This is a genomic window from Halococcus agarilyticus, assembly GCF_000334895.1.
GTDB lineage: Archaea > Halobacteriota > Halobacteria > Halobacteriales > Halococcaceae > Halococcus > Halococcus agarilyticus.
Genome location: NZ_BAFM01000015.1, coordinates 72,657 through 92,064, shown reverse-complemented (window position 1 = coordinate 92,064; position 19,408 = coordinate 72,657). Strand labels below are relative to the sequence as shown.

The window sequence follows — 19,408 nt, the reverse complement described above, 5'->3', positions numbered from 1 at the left end:
CGAAAGGGTCGTGCTGTCGTCAGGACCCGTCTACGGTGTCGAAACAGGGACACGGTGGCGCGCGCTCGCGCTCGTGTGCGAACGACAGAGAGCACCGAGCGCGGATCGGCGTGCGAGGGATGACTGAGTGGAGTGAGTGTATGCGAACGAAGCGAAGGAATCGGCTGGGGAGGCGTGTGGCGCGATGCGGTGGCGGTTTCTCATGTGTACCGACAGTTCCGGTTCGCCGTTCGCTTCGAATTCCATCGAAGAGACGGTTCGAGGTTTCGAGTCGAGTGAAAAGGGTGTGGCGTCGTTCCTATCGAGAGGTGGTTCGTTCGAGCGCTGCTACTCCCGACGACGCCGTGATTTCTCCATCTGGACCAGGGTACGCCCCCCGCCGACGAGCGGATCGACGACGCTCGCGTGGGCGAACACGGTCCCCTCGCGCACGTCGTCGGTGACGTCCGCGACCAGGCGCACCGTCCCGCGCTCGCTCTCGACCGCGACGCGCGCCCCGTCCGCGACGGCGAGCCGCGCGGCGTCCGCCGGGTTGACCTGGATCGTCGCATCGTCGGCCGTCGGCCGGCCCTCGTCGACCCGGCTCTCGGTCAGGAGGACGAGCTTCTCGCCCACGGACTCGTCCTCTCCAGCAGCCGCCCCGCTGGCGATCGCCGTCATCGATCCGAACGATGCGCGCCGCCGCCCGGTTCGGAACCGCTCGCGGTGGAGCACCTGCGTTCCCTCGCTCGCGCCCGCGGGAAGCGGCCACCGCTCGCCGCCGTCGACGACCCCGGCGAACGTCATTCCCGCGTAGAGCGGGTTCACCCTCGTCATCTCGGCGAACACTCCTGACGGTCCGTCGTACTCGAAATCGGCGTCGGTCAGCCGAGCGCCGAGATCACACAGCACGTCGAGATCGTGTCGCGCCGTGCCCGGCGGCGACGCCGCGGGCCGCAGCGCCTGGACCTGGCGATCGAGGTTCGTGACGGTGCCAGACTTTTCGGCCCACGCGCTCGCCGGGAGCACGACGTCGGCGTACGCGGTCGTCTCGTTCGGGGCGACGTCCTGCACTGCGAGGAAGTCGAGATCGGCGAACCGCCGCTCGCTGGTCGTGTCGTCGAGCCGGTTCACCGCGGGGTTCTCCCCGAGCACGAACGCACCTCGGACTTCCTCCCCGAACGATCTGACGAGCGCGGGTTCCGCCGTGCCCGGCTCGGCGGGTGGCTCGACGCCCCACTCGGCGGCGACGCGCATGCGGGCGTCGGCGTCCGAGACGTGAGCTTCGCCTGGCAGGCAGTCGGGGCGTGCACCCATGTCGCTCGCGCCCTGCTCGTTGACGAGCCCGCGGAAGGGGTTCATCCCGGTACCGCGCTTGCCGAGGTTCCCAGTAATCAAGAGAAGGTCGAGCAGCGCGTTCGGGGTCGCGCCCTCGTCGTCCTCGATCCCGGTCCCGGTGACGACGGCGGCGCGCTCGGCCCCGCCGAACGTCTCGGCTGCCGCCCGCACCGCCGCGGGATCGAGTCCCGCCCGCTCGGCATCCGCCGCGACGTCGAAGCGCTCCATCGATCGGGCGAACGCCTCGAACCCCGTCGTGCGCTCGGCGACGAACGCCCCGTCTTCGAGCCCCGCATCGAGGATCGCGCGGACGAGCAGCGCCACCGCGAGCGCGTCGCGGCCCGGATGCGGGGCGAGGTGGTGGGTCGCGAGCCGCGTCGTCCGGTTCGCCCGCGGATCGAGGTGGAGCAGGGCTGCGCCGTCGTTGACTGCCGAGCGCATACTCCTGTCGAACGCGATCGGCTGGCGTTCGGCGGGGTTCGCGCCCGCGACGAGGAACGCATCCGCCTCCCGGAGATCGTCGAGGCTGTTGGTCGTTCCGCCCGATCCGAGTCGCGCTTCCATCGCGTGCGCGGTGGCGTCGTGACAGCTCCGCGCGCGGTTGTCGACGTTGTTGGTGCCGAGCGAGCGCGCTATTCGTTGGAGGAGGTAGTTCTCCTCGTTGGTGCACCGGGGCGCGCCGAGGAAGGCGAGCGCCTCCGGGCCGTGGCGCTCGCGGACGCCTTCGATTCCGTCGACGACCCGATCGAGCGCCACTTCCCACGAGACGGGTTCGAGATCGCCGTCGCGCCGCACGAGGGGAGTGGTCAACCGATCCTCGTCGCGCCCCTCGAACGCCGCGATCCCCTTCGGACAGAGCCGACCGTCGCGGTTGACGCGCGCGCCCTCGATGCCGGTCGCGCGGCCGGTCATCTCGTCGTACCGCAGACTGCACCCGACCGCACACTGCGGGCAGGTGGTCGTCGTGGGATCGTACTCCGGAGCGTCGCTCATTGCGAAATCACGTTCGGACGGGTTCCACGTCCTCGGAAGTCGTTCGTGGAACGATTCACGGGACCAGGGTTCGGGCCCTCGATCACTCCTTCGGGTACTCCCCGGTCAGGACGTTGTAGGCGATCGCGAACCCGGTCACGACGATCACGAACGCGAGGTTGAACTTCGCCCGCAGAGTGGTCGTCCGTTCGCGGAACAGCTGACTGTCACAGTCCGGACAGGTCGTCGCCGCGGTGTCGAACTCCGCCCCACAGAACGTACACTCGTGGACGGTTCGCTGGCGACTGCCGATCCCCGTCGGGGTGGGATCGAGCCCGACGAGCCGCTTGAGCGCGACCGTTCGTTCCATGCCCGACGTTTCCCGCGTGTGCACTTATACTGTCGGGCGAAGCCACCGACGGTTGGGGATCTGCGGCCGACGACCGCGTCGATCCGCCGGCGGACGACGCTCGATGGCCCCTCAGGACTCGTCGGTCTCGACGTTGCTGTCCTCGCGAGGGATCTCCTCGTAGTCGACCGACTCGTGGGCGGCCTCGCTGGCGTAGGACGGCCAGAAGTGGATCTCGTCGTCGGTGACGTCCGCGACCGACGCCCGGACGGCCCCGGCGAGAACGCCGCCGTCGTCGTCGGTGATGCCGGTCGTCTCGGAGATCTTCATGTCGCTCAGGAGCTCGTCGTCGATGTCCTCGGCGAGGCTGATGTGCAGCGTGGGACCGTTCAGCCCCTGAAGCGTGCCGATCCGTCGCTCCTCGGCGGTGAAGACGGGCTTGCCGATGTCGTCCTCGGTGACGTCTCCCATGATGGACCTCCGTTCGCGGCGAAACGACATAACCGTTGTCGCCCGTGTGGCAGTCCGTCTCCCACCCCACACTCAGTCGTCCGACTTCGCGGCCCGGTCCTCGCGCTCCACGCTCGACGCGCTCGCGGCGGACGCCGACGCACCCGCGCCGGCCACCCCGATCCGCACGTCGGTCACCTTGTACTCGGGCGTCCTCGCCGGCCCGTCGAGCGGCTCCTCCTTCGTGAGGTTGTTCGCCCCGCCGTCGAGGTAGTGCATCGGCATGAAGACCTCGCCGGGGCTCGGCCGGTTCGTGATCTGAGCCATCGCCCGGGTCTCACCGTGACGCGAGGTGATCTCGAGGGTGTCCTCGTTCGAGATTCCGTACTCCTCGGCGGTCTCGGGGTGGATCTCCACGAAGCTCTTATCGGAGTACGACATGATCCCCTCGTCCCGGAACGTCATCGTCCCGGTGTGATACTGATAGAGGACGCGGCCCGAGGTCATCACCAGCGGGTACTCCTCGTCGGGCGTCTCCGAGGGATCGACCGTGTCCGCCGGATGCATGTGCGCGAGGCCGTCCGGGGTCTGGAACTGCTCCTCGTAGGTGTACGGCGTCCCGGGATGGTCCATATCCCAGACGGGCCACTGGAGCCCCTCGCCGTCGTCGAGGGTTTCGAGGCGTTCGTGAGTGACACCCCCGTAGATCGGTACGACGCTACTGATCTCGTCCATGATGTCGCTCGGATGGGAGTACCCCCAGTCGTAGCCGAAGCGTGCGGCGAGCTCCTGGGTGATCTTCCAGTCGGGTTTCGCGTTGCCGATCGGATCGACGGCGCGCTTCACCAGCTGCACGTGGCGGGTCGAAGACGTGTACGTGCCGTTCGACTCCAGCGAGGCGGTCGCCGGCAACACCACGTCGGCGTGCTCGGCGGTGTCGGTCAGGAAGATGTCCTGCACGGCCAGGAAGTCGAGTTCCTCGACGGCCTCCTTCGCGTGGGCGATGTTCGGCTCGGAGATCAGACTGTTCTCGCCCTGGATGAACAGTCCCCGAATATCGCCCTTCGTGGCGGCGAGAAACATGTCCGTGATCCGGTACCCTTCCTGATCGGGCAGTTCCTCGGGGTCCATGTCGTAGGCGTCGGCGAACTTCTCCCGGTTGTCGTCGTCGGTCACCGGCTGGTAGCCGGGGAAGTTGTTGGGCAGCGGCCCCATGTCGCCGCCACCCCCTTGAACGTTGTTCTGCCCGCGGAACGGCGATACACCCGACTTGGGGCCGCCGATGTGGCCCGTCACCAGCGCGAGGTTCGCCATCGCGTAGATGTTCTCGGTGCCGTGGGCGTGCTCGGTCAGGCCGAGCGTCCAGCCGAACACGCACGAGTCGGCGCTGGTGATCGTCTCGGCCGCGCTCTTCAGTTCTTCGGGGGGCAGGCCCGCCTTCTCCTCGACGAACTCGGGCGTGAACTTCTCGACGGATTCTCGCACCTCGTCGAACCCGGTCGTGCGCTCCGCGATGAACGCCTCGTCGTGGAGATCGTTTTCGATGATGTACCGCGTGAGGCCGTTGAGCCAGGTGTTGTCGTAGCCGGCGTTGATCCGCGAGTACTGGTCCGCGTGTTCGGCGATCTGGGTCTTGCGCGGGTCGAAGACGAGGAGGTCAGCATCTTGGTCCTTGACGTTCTGTTTGATCCGTGTGGCGAGCACCGGGTGTGCCTCGGTCGTGTTCGAGCCGGTGAGGAGATAGCAGTCGGTCTCTTCGAGCGCCTCCATCCCGACCGAGGCCGCCCCGAATCCAAAGGTGCTGGAGAGGCCCGAAACCGTCGAGGAGTGACACAGGCGATTGCAGTTGTCGATGTTGTTCGTCCCGATCACCTCCCGGGCGAACCGCTGCATTACATAATTGTCTTCGTTGGTGGCCTTCGACGAGGCCACCAGGCCGAGCGCATCTGGACTGTGCTCTTCGACGATCGCGCCCATCTCCTCGGCGACCCGGGAGAGCGCCTCGTCCCACGACGCCTCGCGGAACTCGCCGCCCTCCTTCACGAGCGGCTGGGTGAGTCGGTCGTCGCTGTTGGTGTAGCCGTGGGCGAACTTCCCCTTCACGCAGGTCGAGATCCCGTTGATCGGCGCGTTCTCGGGGTTCGGCTGCGTGCCGAGGAACTCGCCGTCCTTCGTGAGCACGTCGAACCGACAGCCGACCGCACAGTACTCACACGTCGTATCCGTCACGTCGATATCGTTCTTCTGATAGTCGCCGACCGCGTCCGCGATCGTGAACAGCCGGCCCTCCGACATCGCGTTGCCGGCGAAATCCGAGAAGCCGTGCTCGAACGGTCGCACGATGCGTTCGTTCACGGTCTCTCTCGTCCGGTCGCCGGCTTGCTCCTTCGCGCGGGCCATGAATCCCGCGACGCCCTCCTTCTCGGCGTCGGGTGTGTCGCTCATCTCAGTCGTCCCCCTCGACCGTGGACTCCGCGTTCGCCCGCGGCTCGTTCTCGGTGCTGTGTTCGCGTTTCATCGGCGTCATCTGACCCGGCTGGCCCTCGTAGTCCTCGCCGACGATCTCCTCGGCGGAATTCTTGTGGGTGAACCCCGGTACCGGGAGCGTCGTCGCGTCCACGAGCCCCTGCTCGACGAGCGACCCCGTCGGACAGACCGTCGCACAGTGGCCACACGAGACACAGGTCGATTCCATCATCGTGTCCGCACCGTTCTGGAACCCGATGCGGGTGTCCTCGCCCGAGCCCTCCATCCGGAGCACGCCCTCGACCTGAACGTCGTTGCAGGCCTCGACACACCGATTGCACAGGATGCACTTGTTGCGGTCGATCTGGATGAACGGCGAGGAATCGTCGATCGGTTCGAGCTCGCTGCGGTCGTGCATCACGCCGTAGCGCGGCTCCACCACGTCGTTCTGGATCGCGACATCTTGGAGGTCACATCGCCCGTTCGCACCACAGGTGGTACACAGCAGGTTGTGGTTCGAGAGCAGGAGGTCGAGGTTGACGTCGCGCGCCTCGCTCGCCGCCGCGGCACCCGTCTCGACCGTCATACCCTCCTCGGCGGGGAAACTACACGACGGCACGACGCCGTGCTCCTCGGTTTCGACCATGCAGGTCCGACACTCGCTGCGCGGGCCGATCAGCTCCTCGTCGTCGTACGAGCAGAGCGCGAGCACCTCGCCGTCGGTCTCGACGGTCTCGCACGCATCGAGCAGCGTCGCGCCCGCCTCGGTCTCGACCGCCTGGCCGTCGATCGTCACCGTCGCCCCCGCGGTCGACCCCGCGGGCGGATCGTTCGCCGTGCCAGGGGCGATGTCCTCGGTCAGCGGTACGTCGGCGTCGGTCGCGCGGGAGTTCTCCCAGATCGGATCAGTGCTCATCGTGGTCCTCGTTCGCCGTGGTGGTGTCGTTCCCGTTCGGGCCGCGTCGGTCGGATCGCCGTGGGTCAGTGGTCATGTCGAGAGTCCATCGCAGGTGCCGCTGGGACAGCGCCCGTCGGCGTGGGCGCGGAACTCGGGCTCGAACGCCTCCATCGCGGTCGTCACCGGGCGCGAGGCCTCCTCGCCGAACTCGCAGGTGCTGGTCTCGCGCATCGTACGGGCGAGCTCGCGGAGCATTCCCGCCTGATACTCGCCGTCGTACACGTCGCGCAGGAGGTCGACGAGCTGTTTCGACCCCTCGCGGCAGGGGACGCATCGCCCGCAGTTCTCTTCACGCGCGAGCTTCGCGCGCCGGCCGGCGAGCGCCACCGAACAGGTCGACTCGCCGAACAGCTCGATCACGCCGTTGGTCCCGAGGCGCGCGCCCCGAAGCCCCGGCGCGCTCGCCGGCACGTCGAGGTCGCGGGCCAGGCCGCCGAACCGCCCGCCGACGCAGGCGGTCTTGAACCCGCCGTCGAGTGCGACCGCGCCGCGGGCGTCGTCGAGCGTCGCGTCGGTCGGGAGTTCGATCGTCGCGGGCGCGTCGACATCGCCGGCCACGGTGAACAGCCGAGTACCAGGGTCGCGCGGCACGCCGCCGAGGTTCTCGTCGCCGAGAACCTGCTCGATCTGGGCGAAGGTGCGGGGGGTGTGGATCACGGTCGGCCGGCCGTGGAGGCCGTACTGCGCGGGGCCTGGCGGCCGGCGTCGCGCTTCGAGCCGGTCGTTGCCCTCCAGGGCTTCGAGCGCCATCGTCATCTCGCCCGCGGTGTATGCATCCGGCCCGGCGACGACCCCGATCGAAACGTCGAGATCACGGTCGTCGGCGAGCGCGTCCGCCGCCTCCTGGGCCCGTCGCCTCGCGAGCGTCTCGGCGTCGTTGACATAGACCACGACGTCGGTCGCGTCGATCGCGTGGGCGGTCGCGAGCGCCGAATCGAGCACCGCGAGCGGTGCGCTTTCGAGCAGGAGTCGATCGGCGCGCGCGTGGTCGTCGGCCTCGTTTCCGTTCACGACCACGACCGGTTCGCCGTCGGTCTCGCTCGCGGTCGTCCATGCCGCCGAGATCGGAGCGTCCGTACTCCCATCACCCCGGCCCCGACCGCGGAGCGCGGCGTCCCCGATTCGCTCGCGCGTCGCGTCGGGGTCGGGAGCGGCGCTCTCGACGACGAGGTCGCCGTCCCGCGCGGCACGGTAGTCCGCGACGCTCGTCGGCGCTCGCCAGCCGCAGCCAGCGAGCACGCGGCGCGATCCCACCCCGAGCGCCGCCGATCCGTTCGTTTTTGGTGGTGTCGGCAGGTCCGTGGTCCCCGGATCGTGCTCCACGGTCGCCGCCGCGTCCGGGAGCGAGCCGCCTTCGAGCGCTTCGAGCGCTGCTCGCGTTCGCTCGGCGGTACAGTTGAAGAGGAACGCCGTCGCTCCGTCGTGGGTCGCGAGAACGAGCGGCGCGAGCGCGTCCACGCCGGTCGATCCGACCGCGACGACGTCGACCGTTTCGGCCGCGTCCTCGGCCGCCGCCAGGCAGTCAGTGCCGTCGTGCTCGCCACCGACCGGGACCCGTATGATCGAGTCGTCGCCGATCGCACCCTTGCGCGTTGCCATCACCGGACACAATCGGCGGGAGTATTTGTGTGTGGCGCTGCCCCACGTTGAACTCCGGTGCCTGCAGCCGGACCGGCCGTTCGAGGGACCGCGATCCGACTACCGGTCGCTACGGATCGTACACCAGCGGTACACCGATTGCTTCCCGTCTCGCGGCGTTACAGGTCGCGTGCCTGGACGGTCTTGCGATCGTTGTCCGCCGCGCGTCGGGCGGCGTCGTCGAGGAGTTCCGCGACGTCCTCGTCGAGGGCGTCGTAGAAGTCCGCCGCAACGTTTTGATCGTCGAGTCGGTCCTTGACTGCCGATTTCACGATGTATTCCGTCATGCGTGTGCCACTCCTCGCGATTCGCACTTATATCCTCCCGAAGCGGAGTGGAAGTAGAGCCGGGACCGTTCGGTCGCCGCTACGATATCCCGAGACACGTTCATTGGTGTTCGTGTCGAACTGCCGCCGATGAGCACCGGAGTCATCGTCGCGGGCGGGCGCTCGACCAGGTTCGGGAGCGCGGACAAGGTCACAGCCGATCTCGCGGGCGTCCCGATGATCCGTCGGGTCGCCGATCGACTCGCGAGCGTCGTCGATAGACTCGTCGTCAACTGCCGCGCCGATCGAACGAATGCCATCGCAGCGACGCTCGCGGGAATGGACGTCCAGTACGCTCCCGACCCCGAGCCCGATCGCGGCCCGGCAGCCGGCATCCATGCTGGCCTCGATTCCGTCAGGGGCGAACACCCCGAAACCGAGTACGTCGCCGTCGTCGCCGCCGACATGCCGCTCGTCGATCCAGCGTTCGTCTCGCATCTGTTCGATCGAGCCGCCGGCCACGATGCGGCGCTGCCCCGATTCGGCGACGACCGACTCCAGCCGCTCCAGGCGGTCTATCACGTCGACGCGATGGCCGACGCCTGCGCGGCGACGCTGTCGCGCGGCGAGCGATCGGTCACTGCGGCGCTTGCCGACCTCGATCCCGTCGTCATCGAGGGGCGGGAGCTGCGCGAACGCGCCCATCCAGAGACACTCACGAACGTCAACACGCGCGAGGAGTTCGTGGCTGTCGCCGATCGGTTCGGCGATCCCACCGAGTGACACCCGATCGCCCACGAGCTGCTGTCGACGTGCAAAACCCTCCCCGTCGACGTCGCCGCTACGCACCGACGTACTCGTCGTTGACTTCCCAGCCGCCGTCGCCGTCACGGATCATGTACTCGCCGTAGTACGGCACCCGGTTGTGGACGACCTCGCGGAACGCGTCGCGGATTTCATCCCTGGTCATCTCGCCCATCGATCGGAGGTCGTCGTTCCGGTTGAGACAGCCCTTGAGATACCCCTCGTGGGTGACGCGGACCCGGTGGCAGTTCGCGCAGAACGTCTCGTTGCCGACGGGATCGACGATCTCGACCATCCCTCCATCGACCCAGTAGCGCCGACGATCGTGCATCTCGCGGTGTTCGATCCGGTCGGCGCGATCTTCGAGCCAGGCGTGGACGCGCTCGATGTCGATCGCCCACTCGGGGTGGCCCGCGATCTCGGGCATGTACTCGATGAGCTGGAGCTGGAGTCCCCCGTTCGCGGCGACGTGTTCGACCATTTCGGGAATGAACTCGACTGTTCCCTCGAACACCACCATGTTGAGCTTCACCGGGTCGAGCCCGGCGTCGAGCGCCGCCTCGACACCCTCCAGTACGCGCTCGTACGCGCCCGATTCGGTGATCTCCGCGAACGCCTCGCGGTCGATCGCGTCCTGGGAGACGTTCACGCGGTCGAGGCCGGCCTCGCGCAGCTCTTCGGCGCGGCCAGGCAGAAAGGTTCCGTTGGTCGTCAACGATGTCTCCATCTCGTCGGGCGTTCGGCGAACGATCTCCTCCAGGTCGTCGCGGAGCATCGGCTCGCCACCCGTGAACTTGACCTTCCCGACGTCGAACTCGCGGGCGACTTCGAGGAATCGAACCACGTCGTCGGTCGCCATCTCGTTTTCGGCGGGGTCCATCGGGCCGCGCGTGTCGCCGAGTCCCTCGTTGTGGCAGTAGACGCAGTCGAAGTTGCAGCGATCGGTCAGGGAGACGCGCACCCCCGAGACCTCCCGACCGAACCCGTCGACGAGCATGGTTGTCTTACTCGGCGCAAACGGTTAAGCCTGTGCGAACGTCGAACGATCGACACACCGAATCGGGATCAGTCCGTCGAACGCACCGTCCTCACGAGCAGGATCGTCGATCGGTGTCGCTCGCGTAAGAGCCAAACCCCGGGAGCGGCACTGGTTCGACAGTGGCCTCCAACACGTCCCGTCGTGGATTTCTCGCCGCAACAGCCGCGGCCAGTTTTGCTGGCGTGGGCGGACGCGCCGGTGCGCAGTCGGGCAGCGCGGCGGGCACGATCCGTCTCGGGGGCGAGATCCCCGGCTGGGAAGGGCGCGAACCGGCGGCGGTCAGCGGCGAGACGAACCCCACGCTCGTCCTCGAACCGGGCCGAGTCTACCGGATCACCTGGGAGAACGTCGACGGCACGCCCCACAACGTCGCGCTGCTCGACGCCGACGGCAACACGATCGAGCGCACCCCGTTCGTGACCGAGCGCGGCGCGACCCAGACGCTCGCGTTCGTCGCCAGCGCGGCGATGGCGGAGTACGTCTGCGAGGCTCATCCGGGATCGATGCGCGGCGACATCCGGATCGCCGGCGAGGAGCCCGCGGCCGCGAACGACGGCGGTGCTGCCGACGCCACGGACGAGGACGACCGATTCATGCCGTCCGGCCCGACCGTGCGGACCGAGACGGTCGCCGACGGGCCGCTGAGCGCGCCACTCGGGCTCGAAGTCGCTCCCGACGACCGCGACCGGCGATACGTGGTCGATCAGGTGGGGACGATCTACGTCCACGGCTCCGACGGACTCGCCAACGAACCGTTCCTCGACATCACCGACCGGCTCGTCGACTTCTCCTCCGCGCGGACGGACTCGATCGAGGAGCGCGGGCTGCTCGGCCTCGCCTTCCACCCCGATTTCGGGGCGAACCGGCGGTACTACGTCCGGTACAGCGCGCCGAGGGTTCGCGGAACGCCCGAGGGGTACACCCACATCGAGCGACTTTCCGAGTTCACCGCGAGCGAGAACGGGCGACGGGGCCAGCCCGACTCCGAGCGGGTGCTCCTCGACGTTCCGTCGCCCCACTACACTCACAACGCCGGCTCGGTCGCGTTCGGACCCGACGGGTACCTCTACATGGGAATGGGCGACGGCGGGGGCAGCAAGCTCGACCCAGGCCACGCCGAGGACTGGTACGCGAACAACGGCGGCAACGGTCAGGACGTCACCGAGAACCTGCTCGGGAGCGTCCTCCGAATCGACGTCGACGCCACGGGTGGCCCGGGCGACGCGCCCTACGGGATCCCGGACGACAACCCGCTGGTGGGCGAATCGGGTCGCGACGAGCACTACGCGTGGGGGTTTCGCAACCCGTGGCGGATGAGCTTCAGCGATGGAACCCTGTTCGTTGCCGACGTCGGCGAGAGCAACTACGAGGAGGTGAACGTCGTCGAGAAGGGGAAGAATTACGGCTGGAGCGTCCGGGAGGGGAGTCACTGTTACAGCACCGGGAGCCCCGCGGACCCGCCGACGGCGTGCCCCGAGCGGACCCCACCCGACGTCCGCGGCGGCGAACCGCTCGTGGACCCGATCGTGGAGTACCCCCACGTCTACGAGGGCGACGGCGTGGGCCTCGCGGTCATCGGCGGTCACGTCTACGACGGCGACGCGATCCCCGCACTCCAGGGAACGTACGTCTTCGGCGACTACAGCGAGAACGGCGAGCCACGCGGGTCGTTGTTCGCCGCGACGCCGCCCGCCACGGGGGACGACGGCGGGGCATGGTCGCTCGAAGAACTCCGGGTGAAGGGCGGTCCCGAGGGATCACTCGATGCCTACCTCCTCGGGATCGGCCAGGACGCGGCGGGCGAGTGCTACGCGCTCACGACCGACGTGCTCGGCGTCGATCCCTCGACGACGACCGGCCAGGTGCGGAAGCTGGTTCCGGAGACGCCCACGACGGGATCGACATTGGAAGGATCGTCCACGACGGGATCGGCGGCAAGGGGATCGCCCGCAACGAAGTCGACAGCGGGAGGCGCGGAGACAGCAAACGGTTCGGGGACGAAAAACGGAAGCGACGCCGCGAGCAACGCCGGCGGACCGGGCTTCGGCGCGCTCGCAGCGCTGGGCGGGATCGGGAGCGTCGCGGCCGCCGCGATCGCCCGGGCGCTCGCCGGCGACAGAGACAGCGACTGACCTACAAGCCGAGCTCGCGCCCGATGACGAGGTGCTGGATTTCGGAGGTTCCCTCGCCGATCTCCATCAGTTTGGCGTCGCGGTAGAAGCGCTGGGGCGCGAAGTCGGTGGTGTAGCCGTACCCCCCGAGCACCTGGACCGCGTCCTCGGCGATCTCGCGGGCGGCCTCGCTCGCGTCGAGTTTCGCGAGCGCGCTCTCGCGGTTGACGTCCTGTCCGGCGTCGTACTTCGTCGCGGCTTTGTGAGTCAGGAGGCGCGCGCGCTCGATCTTCCGATCCATCGCCACGATCTTGTTCCGAACCGCGTCGAACTCCGAAATGGGCTGGCCGAACTGCTCGCGCTCGGTGGCGTAGGATTTGGCGGCCTCGTAGGCCCCCTGACCAAGTCCCACGGAGAGGGCAGCGATCGAGATCCGGCCGCCGTCGAGGGTTTTTTTGGTCTGATCCCAGCCGTCGCCCTCGTTGCCCAGCAGTCGATCCTCGGGAAGGCGGACGTCGTCGAGCTGGATCTCGCAGGTCGGTGAGGCGTTGAGCCCCATCTTGTCCCAGATCGTCGTGACTTCGAACCCGTCGTCGGCGGGATCGACGATGAACGTCGAGATGCCGTCGTAGCCTGCCTCGGGATCGGTGACGGCCTTCACGAGGACGGAGCCGGCCTCGCTGGCGTTCGTGATGAACTGTTTGGTCCCGTTCAGCACGTACTCGTCGCCCTCCTTCTCGGCGTGGGTGTCCATGTCGCTCGCGTCGCTGCCGCTGCTGGGTTCGGTCAGCGCCCAGCCGCCGATGTGTTCGCCCTCCGCGAGCGGCCGGAGCCACCGCTCTTTCTGCTCGTGAGTCCCGAAGAGTTCGAGGGGTTTCGAGGCGAGGCTGACGTGGGCGGCGTAGGAGAGCCCGATCGAGCCCGAGACCCGGCCGAGTTCCTCACAGACCAGCGCGTACATCAGCTGATCGCCGCCGAGGCCGCCGTACTCCTCGCTGATCGGGACGCCCATCACGTCGAGGTCGCCGAGCTGGTCGAAAATCTCGGCAGGATAGCGGTGTTCGTCCTCGATCTCCTGGGCGATCGGCTCGATCTCGTCCTCGCAGAAGTCCCGCACCGTGTCGCGCATCATCCGGTGTTCGTCGGGCAGCTCGAAATCCATGCGCTCCCTACGGCGGCACGAGGATAAAAACTCCCGGCAACGATTGCGAGCGCGGTGTGGCAGCGGCTGCGGTGCGGTGGCGGCGGTGCGGCTGCGGTGCGGTCCTGGTGGATGAAGGGCGAGGCGCGAGCGTAGCGAGCGCCGAGGGCTTCGGCGGTGCTGTGCGGCTGCGGGTACGGGTACGGAATGCATCAGCAATCGCACCGCGAGCGAGGTCCGCAGGACCGAGCGAGCGGGAGTTTTTGATCCACCTTTTTGCGAGGAGTGGTGGGCGAGCGAGTGAAACGAGCGAGCGCACCCGACGAAGTAAAAAGGTGGGCGATAGTGAAAAGACGGAGGAGGCTCTCGATTCGCGTGTGGCGTTTCGACGATTCATCCGGGGCGATGTCGCCTCCGAGCGACTCGAAGCCGTCTGTGAGGCGGTCGCGGCGCGCTACGGCGCATCGGTCGAGCGGATCGACCGCCTCGACGCCGACAACTGGCTCTCGACGCCCTGTGTCCTGAACGAGCGGTGGTTCGTGAAGGTCATCACGCCACAGAACGCGCTGGTCCACGGGCTGCTCACCACGGGCCGAAATCTCGGCGCGTTTTCGAGCGGTACTGAAGGATTCTTCGAACGTTTCGCGGACCCGGTCGAGATGGCGGAGCACGAACGCGACGCGACCCACCGGCTGCGCGAGATCGGTGTCAACGCGCCCGAGCCGCTCGAAGCGTTCGCCCACGAGGAGTTCGGCGTGCTCGTATTCGAGTACCTTCCCGCGTTCCGCACGCTCGACGCGCTCTCGGGCGCGGAGGCACGCACGCTCGCTCCCGACGTCTTCGGCGTGCTCGCGCGGATGCACGCGGCGGAACTCGGCCACGGCGACCTCCGGGCGGAGAACGTCCTCGTCGCCGACGGCGAACTGTACGTCATCGACGCGACGAGCGTGCGAAGGGACGCCGCCGCCGACGTGCGGTCGTACGACCTCGCCTGTGGGCTCGCGGCGCTCGAACCCCTGGTCGGGGCGCGCACGGCGGTCGACGCAGCCACCGAACACTACGACGTCGACGATCTGCTCGCCGCCCGCGAGTTCGTCGACTTCATCAACATGCGCCCGGACCACGACTTCGACGCCGCACTCCTCCGCGGCGAGATCGAGAAACGCGCGACGTAGCCCGCTCGTCGTCATCGGTCGGCGATAGCTATACCCCGTTCGCACCCGTTCGACGAACGTGACCGAATCGATGCGAACGCGGCCGACGGGAGCAGGCGAGTTCGCCGAACTGCTCGAAGGCCTGCCGAGCGACACGATCGAGCCCGAGGCGATCACCGTCGAAGCGCCCTACACCGGCGAGACGCTCGGCTCGGTCCCGGCCCACACCGAGTCCGACGTGATCGAGGTGACCGAGCGCGCCACCGACGCCCAGAAGTCGTGGGCCGACCGCTCGTTCGAGGAGCGTGCGGCAGTACTGAAGCGATATCACGATCTCGTGCTCGACCGTCAGGACGAACTCCTCGATCTCGTCCAGCGCGAGAGTGGCAAGAGTCGACGCGCAGCCTACGAGGAGGCCCTCGACGTCGCCATCACGAGCCGGTACTACGCCTACCACGGCGAGGACCACCTCGCATCCCGCCGGCGGACGGGCGCGTTGCCGCTGCTGACGAAGACCACGGAACACCACCACCCGGTCGGCGTCGTCGGGATCATTGCGCCGTGGAACTACCCCCTGACGCTCGCGGTCTCGGACGCGATCCCCGCGCTGCTCGCGGGCAACTCAGTCGTTTTGAAACCAGCCGAGGAAACGCCGTTCACTGCGCTGCTCGCGGTCAAACTCCTCCGCGAGGCTGGTCTGCCCGACGACGTGCTTCAGGTGGTCACCGGGTACGGCTCGACGATCGGCCCGCCGCTGATCGAGAACGCGGATTTCCTGATGTTCACCGGCAGCACCGAGACGGGCAAGACGGTCGCCCAGCAGGCCGGCGCGAACCTCACCAAGTGCTCGATGGAGCTCGGCGGGAAGAACCCCCTCATCGTGTTCGACGACGCCGACCTCGGGAGAACTACCGAGGGCGCGATCCGCGGCGCGTTCACCAACGCCGGACAGCTCTGCATCTCGCTCGAACGGTTCTACCTTCACACGAGTGTCCGCGACGAGTTCGAGCAGCGGTTCGTCGCGGCCGTCGGGGACCTCGATCTCGGCACGAGCCTCGACTACGGCTCCGACGTCGGTTCGCTGGCGTCGGCCGACCAGCTGGCAAAGGTGAAATCCCACGTCGCGGACGCGCGCGAAAAGGGCGCGACCGTGCTCACCGGCGGCGAGGCGCGCCCGGACGTCGGGCCGTACTTCTACGAGCCGACGGTGCTCGCCGACGTGACGCCCGAGATGACCGTGGCCGACGAGGAAACGTTCGGCCCGGTCGTGTCGCTGTACGAGTTCGAGAGCACGGAGGAAGCGATCGAGCGGGCGAACGACTCCGATCGGGGGCTGAACGCGAGCGTCTGGACCGAGGACAGCGAACGCGGCCACGCCGTCGCCGAGCGGATCGAGTGTGGCACGGTCAACATCAACGAGGCGTACGTCGCGGCGTGGGGATCGATCGACGCGCCGATGGGCGGGATGAAGGAGTCGGGGCTCGGCCGTCGACACGGCCGCGAGGGGATCCTGAAGTACACCGAATCACAGACGGTGGCCGAACAGCGCGTGGCCCCGCTCGCCGCGCCACCTGGTGTTCCCGAGCATCTCTACGTGAAGGGGATGACGGCCGCGCTGCGCGCGATGAAGCGGATTCCCGGCCTTCGGTGAGGCTGCAAGTCTCCGTCTCCCGTCGGTTCCGATGTGAACAGCGCGACGCTTTTGTACCCGGCCCGCGCAATTCTTGCCGAGATGAGCCAGCAACTCAGCGAGCCGTCGAAACACTACGTCGACGGCGAATGGACCGACGGCGAGGGGACGGAGACGTTCGAGAGCATCAATCCCGCGACGGGCGAGACGCTCGGCGAGTTCCAGCGCGGCACCGACGCGGATGTCGATCGTGCGCTCGCGGCCGCCGACGAAGCCTTCGAGGAGTGGAGCGCGCTGTCGTACATCGACCGCGCGGAGTATCTCTGGGAGATCTACCACGAGCTCCGGGATCGCCACGAGGAGCTGGGCGAGGTCGTCACGAAGGAGTGCGGGAAGGAGATCTCGGAGGGGAAGGCCGACGTGACCGAGGCGTGGCACATGGTCGAGTGGGCCGCCGGCAACGCCCGCCATCCCCACGGCGACGTCGTGCCGTCCGAAATCCCCGGCAAGGACGCCTACATGCGACGGAGCCCCCGTGGCGTCGTGGGCTGTATCTCGCCGTGGAACTTCCCGGTCGCGATCCCGTTCTGGCACATGGCGGTCACGCTGGTCGAAGGGAACACCGTCGTCTGGAAGCCCGCCGAGCAGACCCCGTGGTGCGGCCAGGTCATCGCCGAGATGTTCGAGGACGCCGGGATTCCGGAGGGCGTGTTCAACATGGTCCAGGGCTACGGCGACGCCGGCGAGGCCATCGTCGACGACGACCGCACCGACACCGTTCTGTTTACGGGGTCGGCGGAGGTCGGCCAGGAGATCGCCGGCGAGGTCGGCGGCCAGCCCGGCAAGCTCGCGGCGTGTGAGATGGGCGGCAAGAACGGCGTCGTGATCACGAGCGAGGCCGACATGGACACTGCCGTGCATTCGGCCGTCATGTCGAGCTTCAAGACCACCGGCCAGCGGTGTGTCTCCTCGGAGCGACTCCTCGTCCACGAGGACCGCTACGACGAGTTCAAGGAGCGCTTCGTCGACGTCGCCGAGGACGTCGCGGTCGGCGACCCCCTCGAAGAAGACACGTTCATGGGGCCGCTGATCGAGCCCGAGCACGCCGAGAAGGTCACGGGCTACAACGACCTCGCGCGTGACGAGGACGTGAACGTGCTCGTGGATCGTGCGGATCTCGACGACGACGAGATTCCCGACGGCCACGAGGACGGTCACTGGGTCGGACCGTTCGTCTACGAGGCCGATCCCGAGGACGACCTCCGCGTGACCCACGAGGAGGTCTTCGGCCCGCACGTCGCGCTCCTGAAGTACTCCGGAGATATCGAGGACGCCGTCGAACTCCACAACGACACGGAGTACGGGCTCGCCGGTGCGATCATCTCCGAGGACTACCGCGAGATCAACTACTTCCGCGACAACGCCGAGATCGGGCTCGCCTACGGCAACCTCCCCTGCATCGGCGCGGAGGTCCACCTCCCGTTCGGCGGCGTGAAGAAGTCGGGCAACGGCTACCCAAGCGCACGCGAGGTCATCGAAGCCGTCACCGAGCGCACCGCCTGGACGCTCAACAATTCGGAGGGTATCCAGATGGCGCAGGGCCTTTCGGCCGACATCACGACCGACGAGGACTGAGCGGCGGACCAACGGCTACACTCGATTTTTGGCACACCGATCGGAGCGACACCACCGGAGCTACGCGAGTGTCGAGCGGTCGAACGAAACGGGGTGGGGGTGCGGTGGGCGCGGCGGTGGCGGGCGCGTTGGTGCCGGCTGCGACGAGAAAAGCGTCACGTACCGGCGCTTGAGACGAGGTGCGTGCGCCGCATAAACCTCTCGTTTCCCGCCTATCGTCGCCGGTCGCGCCACGCCGGGAACTCCTCGCGGATCGTCTCGACCTGGCCAGGGTCGATGTCGGCGGTGACGATGGCTGGCGCGTCACCGGTCTCGGCCAGTACGTCGCCCCACGGATCGTACACCGTCGAGCGGCCGCAGAGTGCTGTATCGTCGAAAACTCCGGAGCCGTTGCAAGTCCCCACGAACACCTGGTTCTCGATCGCCCGCGCTCGCGGGAGGAGCTGCCAGTGTTCGACTCTGGGGTACGGCCACGCGCTCGGGACCAGGATCAGATCCGCGCCCGCTGCGGCGAGATCGCGGTAGAGTTCGGGAAAGCGGAGGTCGTAACACGTCGTCATCCCGACGGTGAATCCCTCGATCTCGGCCACGCCGAGCGATTCGCCAGGCACGAGCAGGTCGGCCTCGGCCGAGTCGTACCCGAACAGATGGTGTTTCCGGTAGATCGCCCGACGCTCGCCCGATCGATCGAACAGGACGGAGGCGTTCGCGAGGCCGCTTTCGGCAGGCGTCGCGATTCCGTCGGCCGCACTCGCCGCGAGGTCCTCGACGATGCTCCCCGCGAGCACGGCCACGTCGTGATCGTTCGCGGCGTCGGCCACCGTGTCGAGCGTCGGCCCGGCGAGCGATTCTGCACACTGCTCGTACTCGTCGAACGCGAAGTACCCGACGGTGAAGATCTCGGGCAGACAGACGAGCTCCGCACCCGCCGCGGCCGCGTCCTCGATCGCGGCCAGCGCCCGCTCCGTGTTGCCGGTGACGTCGCCGGCCACAACCTGGAGCTGGGCGAGCGCGAGTTCCATCAGGCCTCGAGTTCGACCTCGTTCCGGATAGCCGTTTCGAGGTTGTCGAGTTCGCCGTCGAGATTGCGTTTGAAGAAGCGCTCGACGCCAGGCATCTTGCCCTCGACGGTGAAGCGATTCCTGAGTCGCGTGCCGCCGCCGTCGAGCGGTTCGAGGTCGTGTTCGCCGACGACACGCATCACGCGCGAGCGGCCGACGAACTCGACGTGCTCGGGGGGTTCGCGAACGGTGTCCTCGGTCTCGACCGCGATCGTCCGGCTGACGAGCGGGATCGGGAGCGAGATGTGCCACGTCGCGTGGGTGTCGTCGTGGACGTCGAAGGACTCGACGACGCTGATCGGGCGCGCGCGCTTCGCCGGGTCGGCGATGAACTCCCAGACGCGCTCGGGCGAGGCTTCGAGTTCGAAGGTGCGTTCGACCCGGACAGTCATATCGGGAGAAGGAGGTGGTCGGATA

16 protein-coding genes are annotated in these 19,408 nt (G+C 67.9%); 5 read left to right on the top strand and 11 right to left on the bottom strand.

All coding sequences use genetic code 11. The annotated features are described in order from the left end of the window. Positions 1 to 327: 327 nt before the first annotated feature. The 7 genes from TX76_RS12835 to TX76_RS12805 all read right to left on the bottom strand — a co-directional run bounded on the left by TX76_RS12835 (position 328) and on the right by TX76_RS12805 (position 8,437). Positions 328 to 2,310, bottom strand: coding sequence for a molybdopterin oxidoreductase family protein (locus TX76_RS12835; RefSeq protein WP_049902898.1), 1,983 nt, complete (start codon positions 2,308 to 2,310; stop codon positions 328 to 330). A gap of 82 nt (positions 2,311 to 2,392) precedes the next feature. After that, positions 2,393 to 2,659, bottom strand: a complete 267-nt coding sequence (locus TX76_RS12830; protein WP_049902897.1) for a hypothetical protein — start codon at positions 2,657 to 2,659, stop codon at positions 2,393 to 2,395. A 111-nt stretch (positions 2,660 to 2,770) separates the two neighbouring features. Next, positions 2,771 to 3,109 carry a hypothetical protein gene (locus TX76_RS12825; protein WP_049902896.1) on the bottom strand — a complete coding sequence of 113 codons (339 nt, stop codon included), beginning with the start codon at positions 3,107 to 3,109 and terminating at the stop codon, positions 2,771 to 2,773. A 72-nt stretch (positions 3,110 to 3,181) separates the two neighbouring features. Then, positions 3,182 to 5,533, bottom strand: coding sequence for a formate dehydrogenase subunit alpha (gene fdhF, locus TX76_RS12820; RefSeq protein WP_049902895.1), 2,352 nt, complete (start codon positions 5,531 to 5,533; stop codon positions 3,182 to 3,184). Position 5,534: 1 nt separating this feature from the next. Further along, positions 5,535 to 6,470: a 2Fe-2S iron-sulfur cluster-binding protein gene (locus TX76_RS12815; protein WP_049902894.1), complete on the bottom strand. Its 936-nt coding sequence runs from the start codon at positions 6,468 to 6,470 to the stop codon at positions 5,535 to 5,537. A gap of 72 nt (positions 6,471 to 6,542) precedes the next feature. Continuing rightward, positions 6,543 to 8,111 (bottom strand): NADH-ubiquinone oxidoreductase-F iron-sulfur binding region domain-containing protein, encoded by a 1,569-nt coding sequence (locus TX76_RS12810; RefSeq protein WP_049902893.1) that lies wholly within the window; start codon positions 8,109 to 8,111, stop codon positions 6,543 to 6,545. A 158-nt stretch (positions 8,112 to 8,269) separates the two neighbouring features. Continuing rightward, positions 8,270 to 8,437: a DNA-binding protein gene (locus TX76_RS12805; RefSeq protein ID WP_049902892.1), complete on the bottom strand. Its 168-nt coding sequence runs from the start codon at positions 8,435 to 8,437 to the stop codon at positions 8,270 to 8,272. A gap of 129 nt (positions 8,438 to 8,566) precedes the next feature. On the opposite strand from TX76_RS12805, the gene mobA reads away from it, so the two are divergent. Then, entirely contained in the window at positions 8,567 to 9,199 is a 633-nt protein-coding gene (gene mobA / locus TX76_RS12800) for a molybdenum cofactor guanylyltransferase (RefSeq protein ID WP_049902891.1), read from the top strand. Between the two features lie 58 nt (positions 9,200 to 9,257). Here the strand turns inward: mobA and moaA are convergent, their stop codons facing one another. Further along, complete coding sequence (gene moaA / locus TX76_RS12795) at positions 9,258 to 10,217, bottom strand: GTP 3',8-cyclase MoaA (protein WP_049902890.1); 960 nt, start codon at positions 10,215 to 10,217, stop codon at positions 9,258 to 9,260. Positions 10,218 to 10,441: 224 nt separating this feature from the next. Between moaA and TX76_RS12790 the strand changes: the two genes are divergently transcribed. Continuing rightward, positions 10,442 to 12,391, top strand: coding sequence for a PQQ-dependent sugar dehydrogenase (locus TX76_RS12790; protein ID WP_079890832.1), 1,950 nt, complete (start codon positions 10,442 to 10,444; stop codon positions 12,389 to 12,391). A gap of 1 nt (position 12,392) precedes the next feature. On the opposite strand, the gene TX76_RS12785 is transcribed toward TX76_RS12790, so the two are convergent. Further along, positions 12,393 to 13,532 carry an acyl-CoA dehydrogenase family protein gene (locus TX76_RS12785; RefSeq protein WP_049902888.1) on the bottom strand — a complete coding sequence of 380 codons (1,140 nt, stop codon included), beginning with the start codon at positions 13,530 to 13,532 and terminating at the stop codon, positions 12,393 to 12,395. Between the two features lie 356 nt (positions 13,533 to 13,888). Between TX76_RS12785 and TX76_RS12780 the strand changes: the two genes are divergently transcribed. From TX76_RS12780 to TX76_RS12770, 3 genes are all read left to right on the top strand, one after another. After that, the gene (locus TX76_RS12780; RefSeq protein WP_049902887.1) at positions 13,889 to 14,686 is read left to right on the top strand and encodes an RIO1 family regulatory kinase/ATPase domain-containing protein; all 798 of its coding nucleotides are present in this window, start codon (positions 13,889 to 13,891) and stop codon (positions 14,684 to 14,686) included. Positions 14,687 to 14,756: 70 nt separating this feature from the next. Next, a complete protein-coding gene (locus TX76_RS12775; RefSeq protein WP_049902910.1) occupies positions 14,757 to 16,316 on the top strand; it encodes a succinic semialdehyde dehydrogenase in 1,560 nt (519 codons plus the stop codon). Between the two features lie 81 nt (positions 16,317 to 16,397). Further along, positions 16,398 to 17,930: an aldehyde dehydrogenase family protein gene (locus TX76_RS12770; protein WP_049902886.1), complete on the top strand. Its 1,533-nt coding sequence runs from the start codon at positions 16,398 to 16,400 to the stop codon at positions 17,928 to 17,930. A gap of 212 nt (positions 17,931 to 18,142) precedes the next feature. Here TX76_RS12770 and TX76_RS12765 read toward each other — a convergent pair whose 3' ends face one another. Further along, the gene (locus tag TX76_RS12765; protein WP_049902885.1) at positions 18,143 to 18,952 is read right to left on the bottom strand and encodes a carbon-nitrogen family hydrolase; all 810 of its coding nucleotides are present in this window, start codon (positions 18,950 to 18,952) and stop codon (positions 18,143 to 18,145) included. After that, positions 18,952 to 19,383, bottom strand: a complete 432-nt coding sequence (locus tag TX76_RS12760) for an SRPBCC family protein (RefSeq protein ID WP_049902884.1) — start codon at positions 19,381 to 19,383, stop codon at positions 18,952 to 18,954. Before TX76_RS12760 ends, TX76_RS12765 begins: the two co-directional genes overlap by 1 nt. Positions 19,384 to 19,408: the final 25 nt, after the last annotated feature.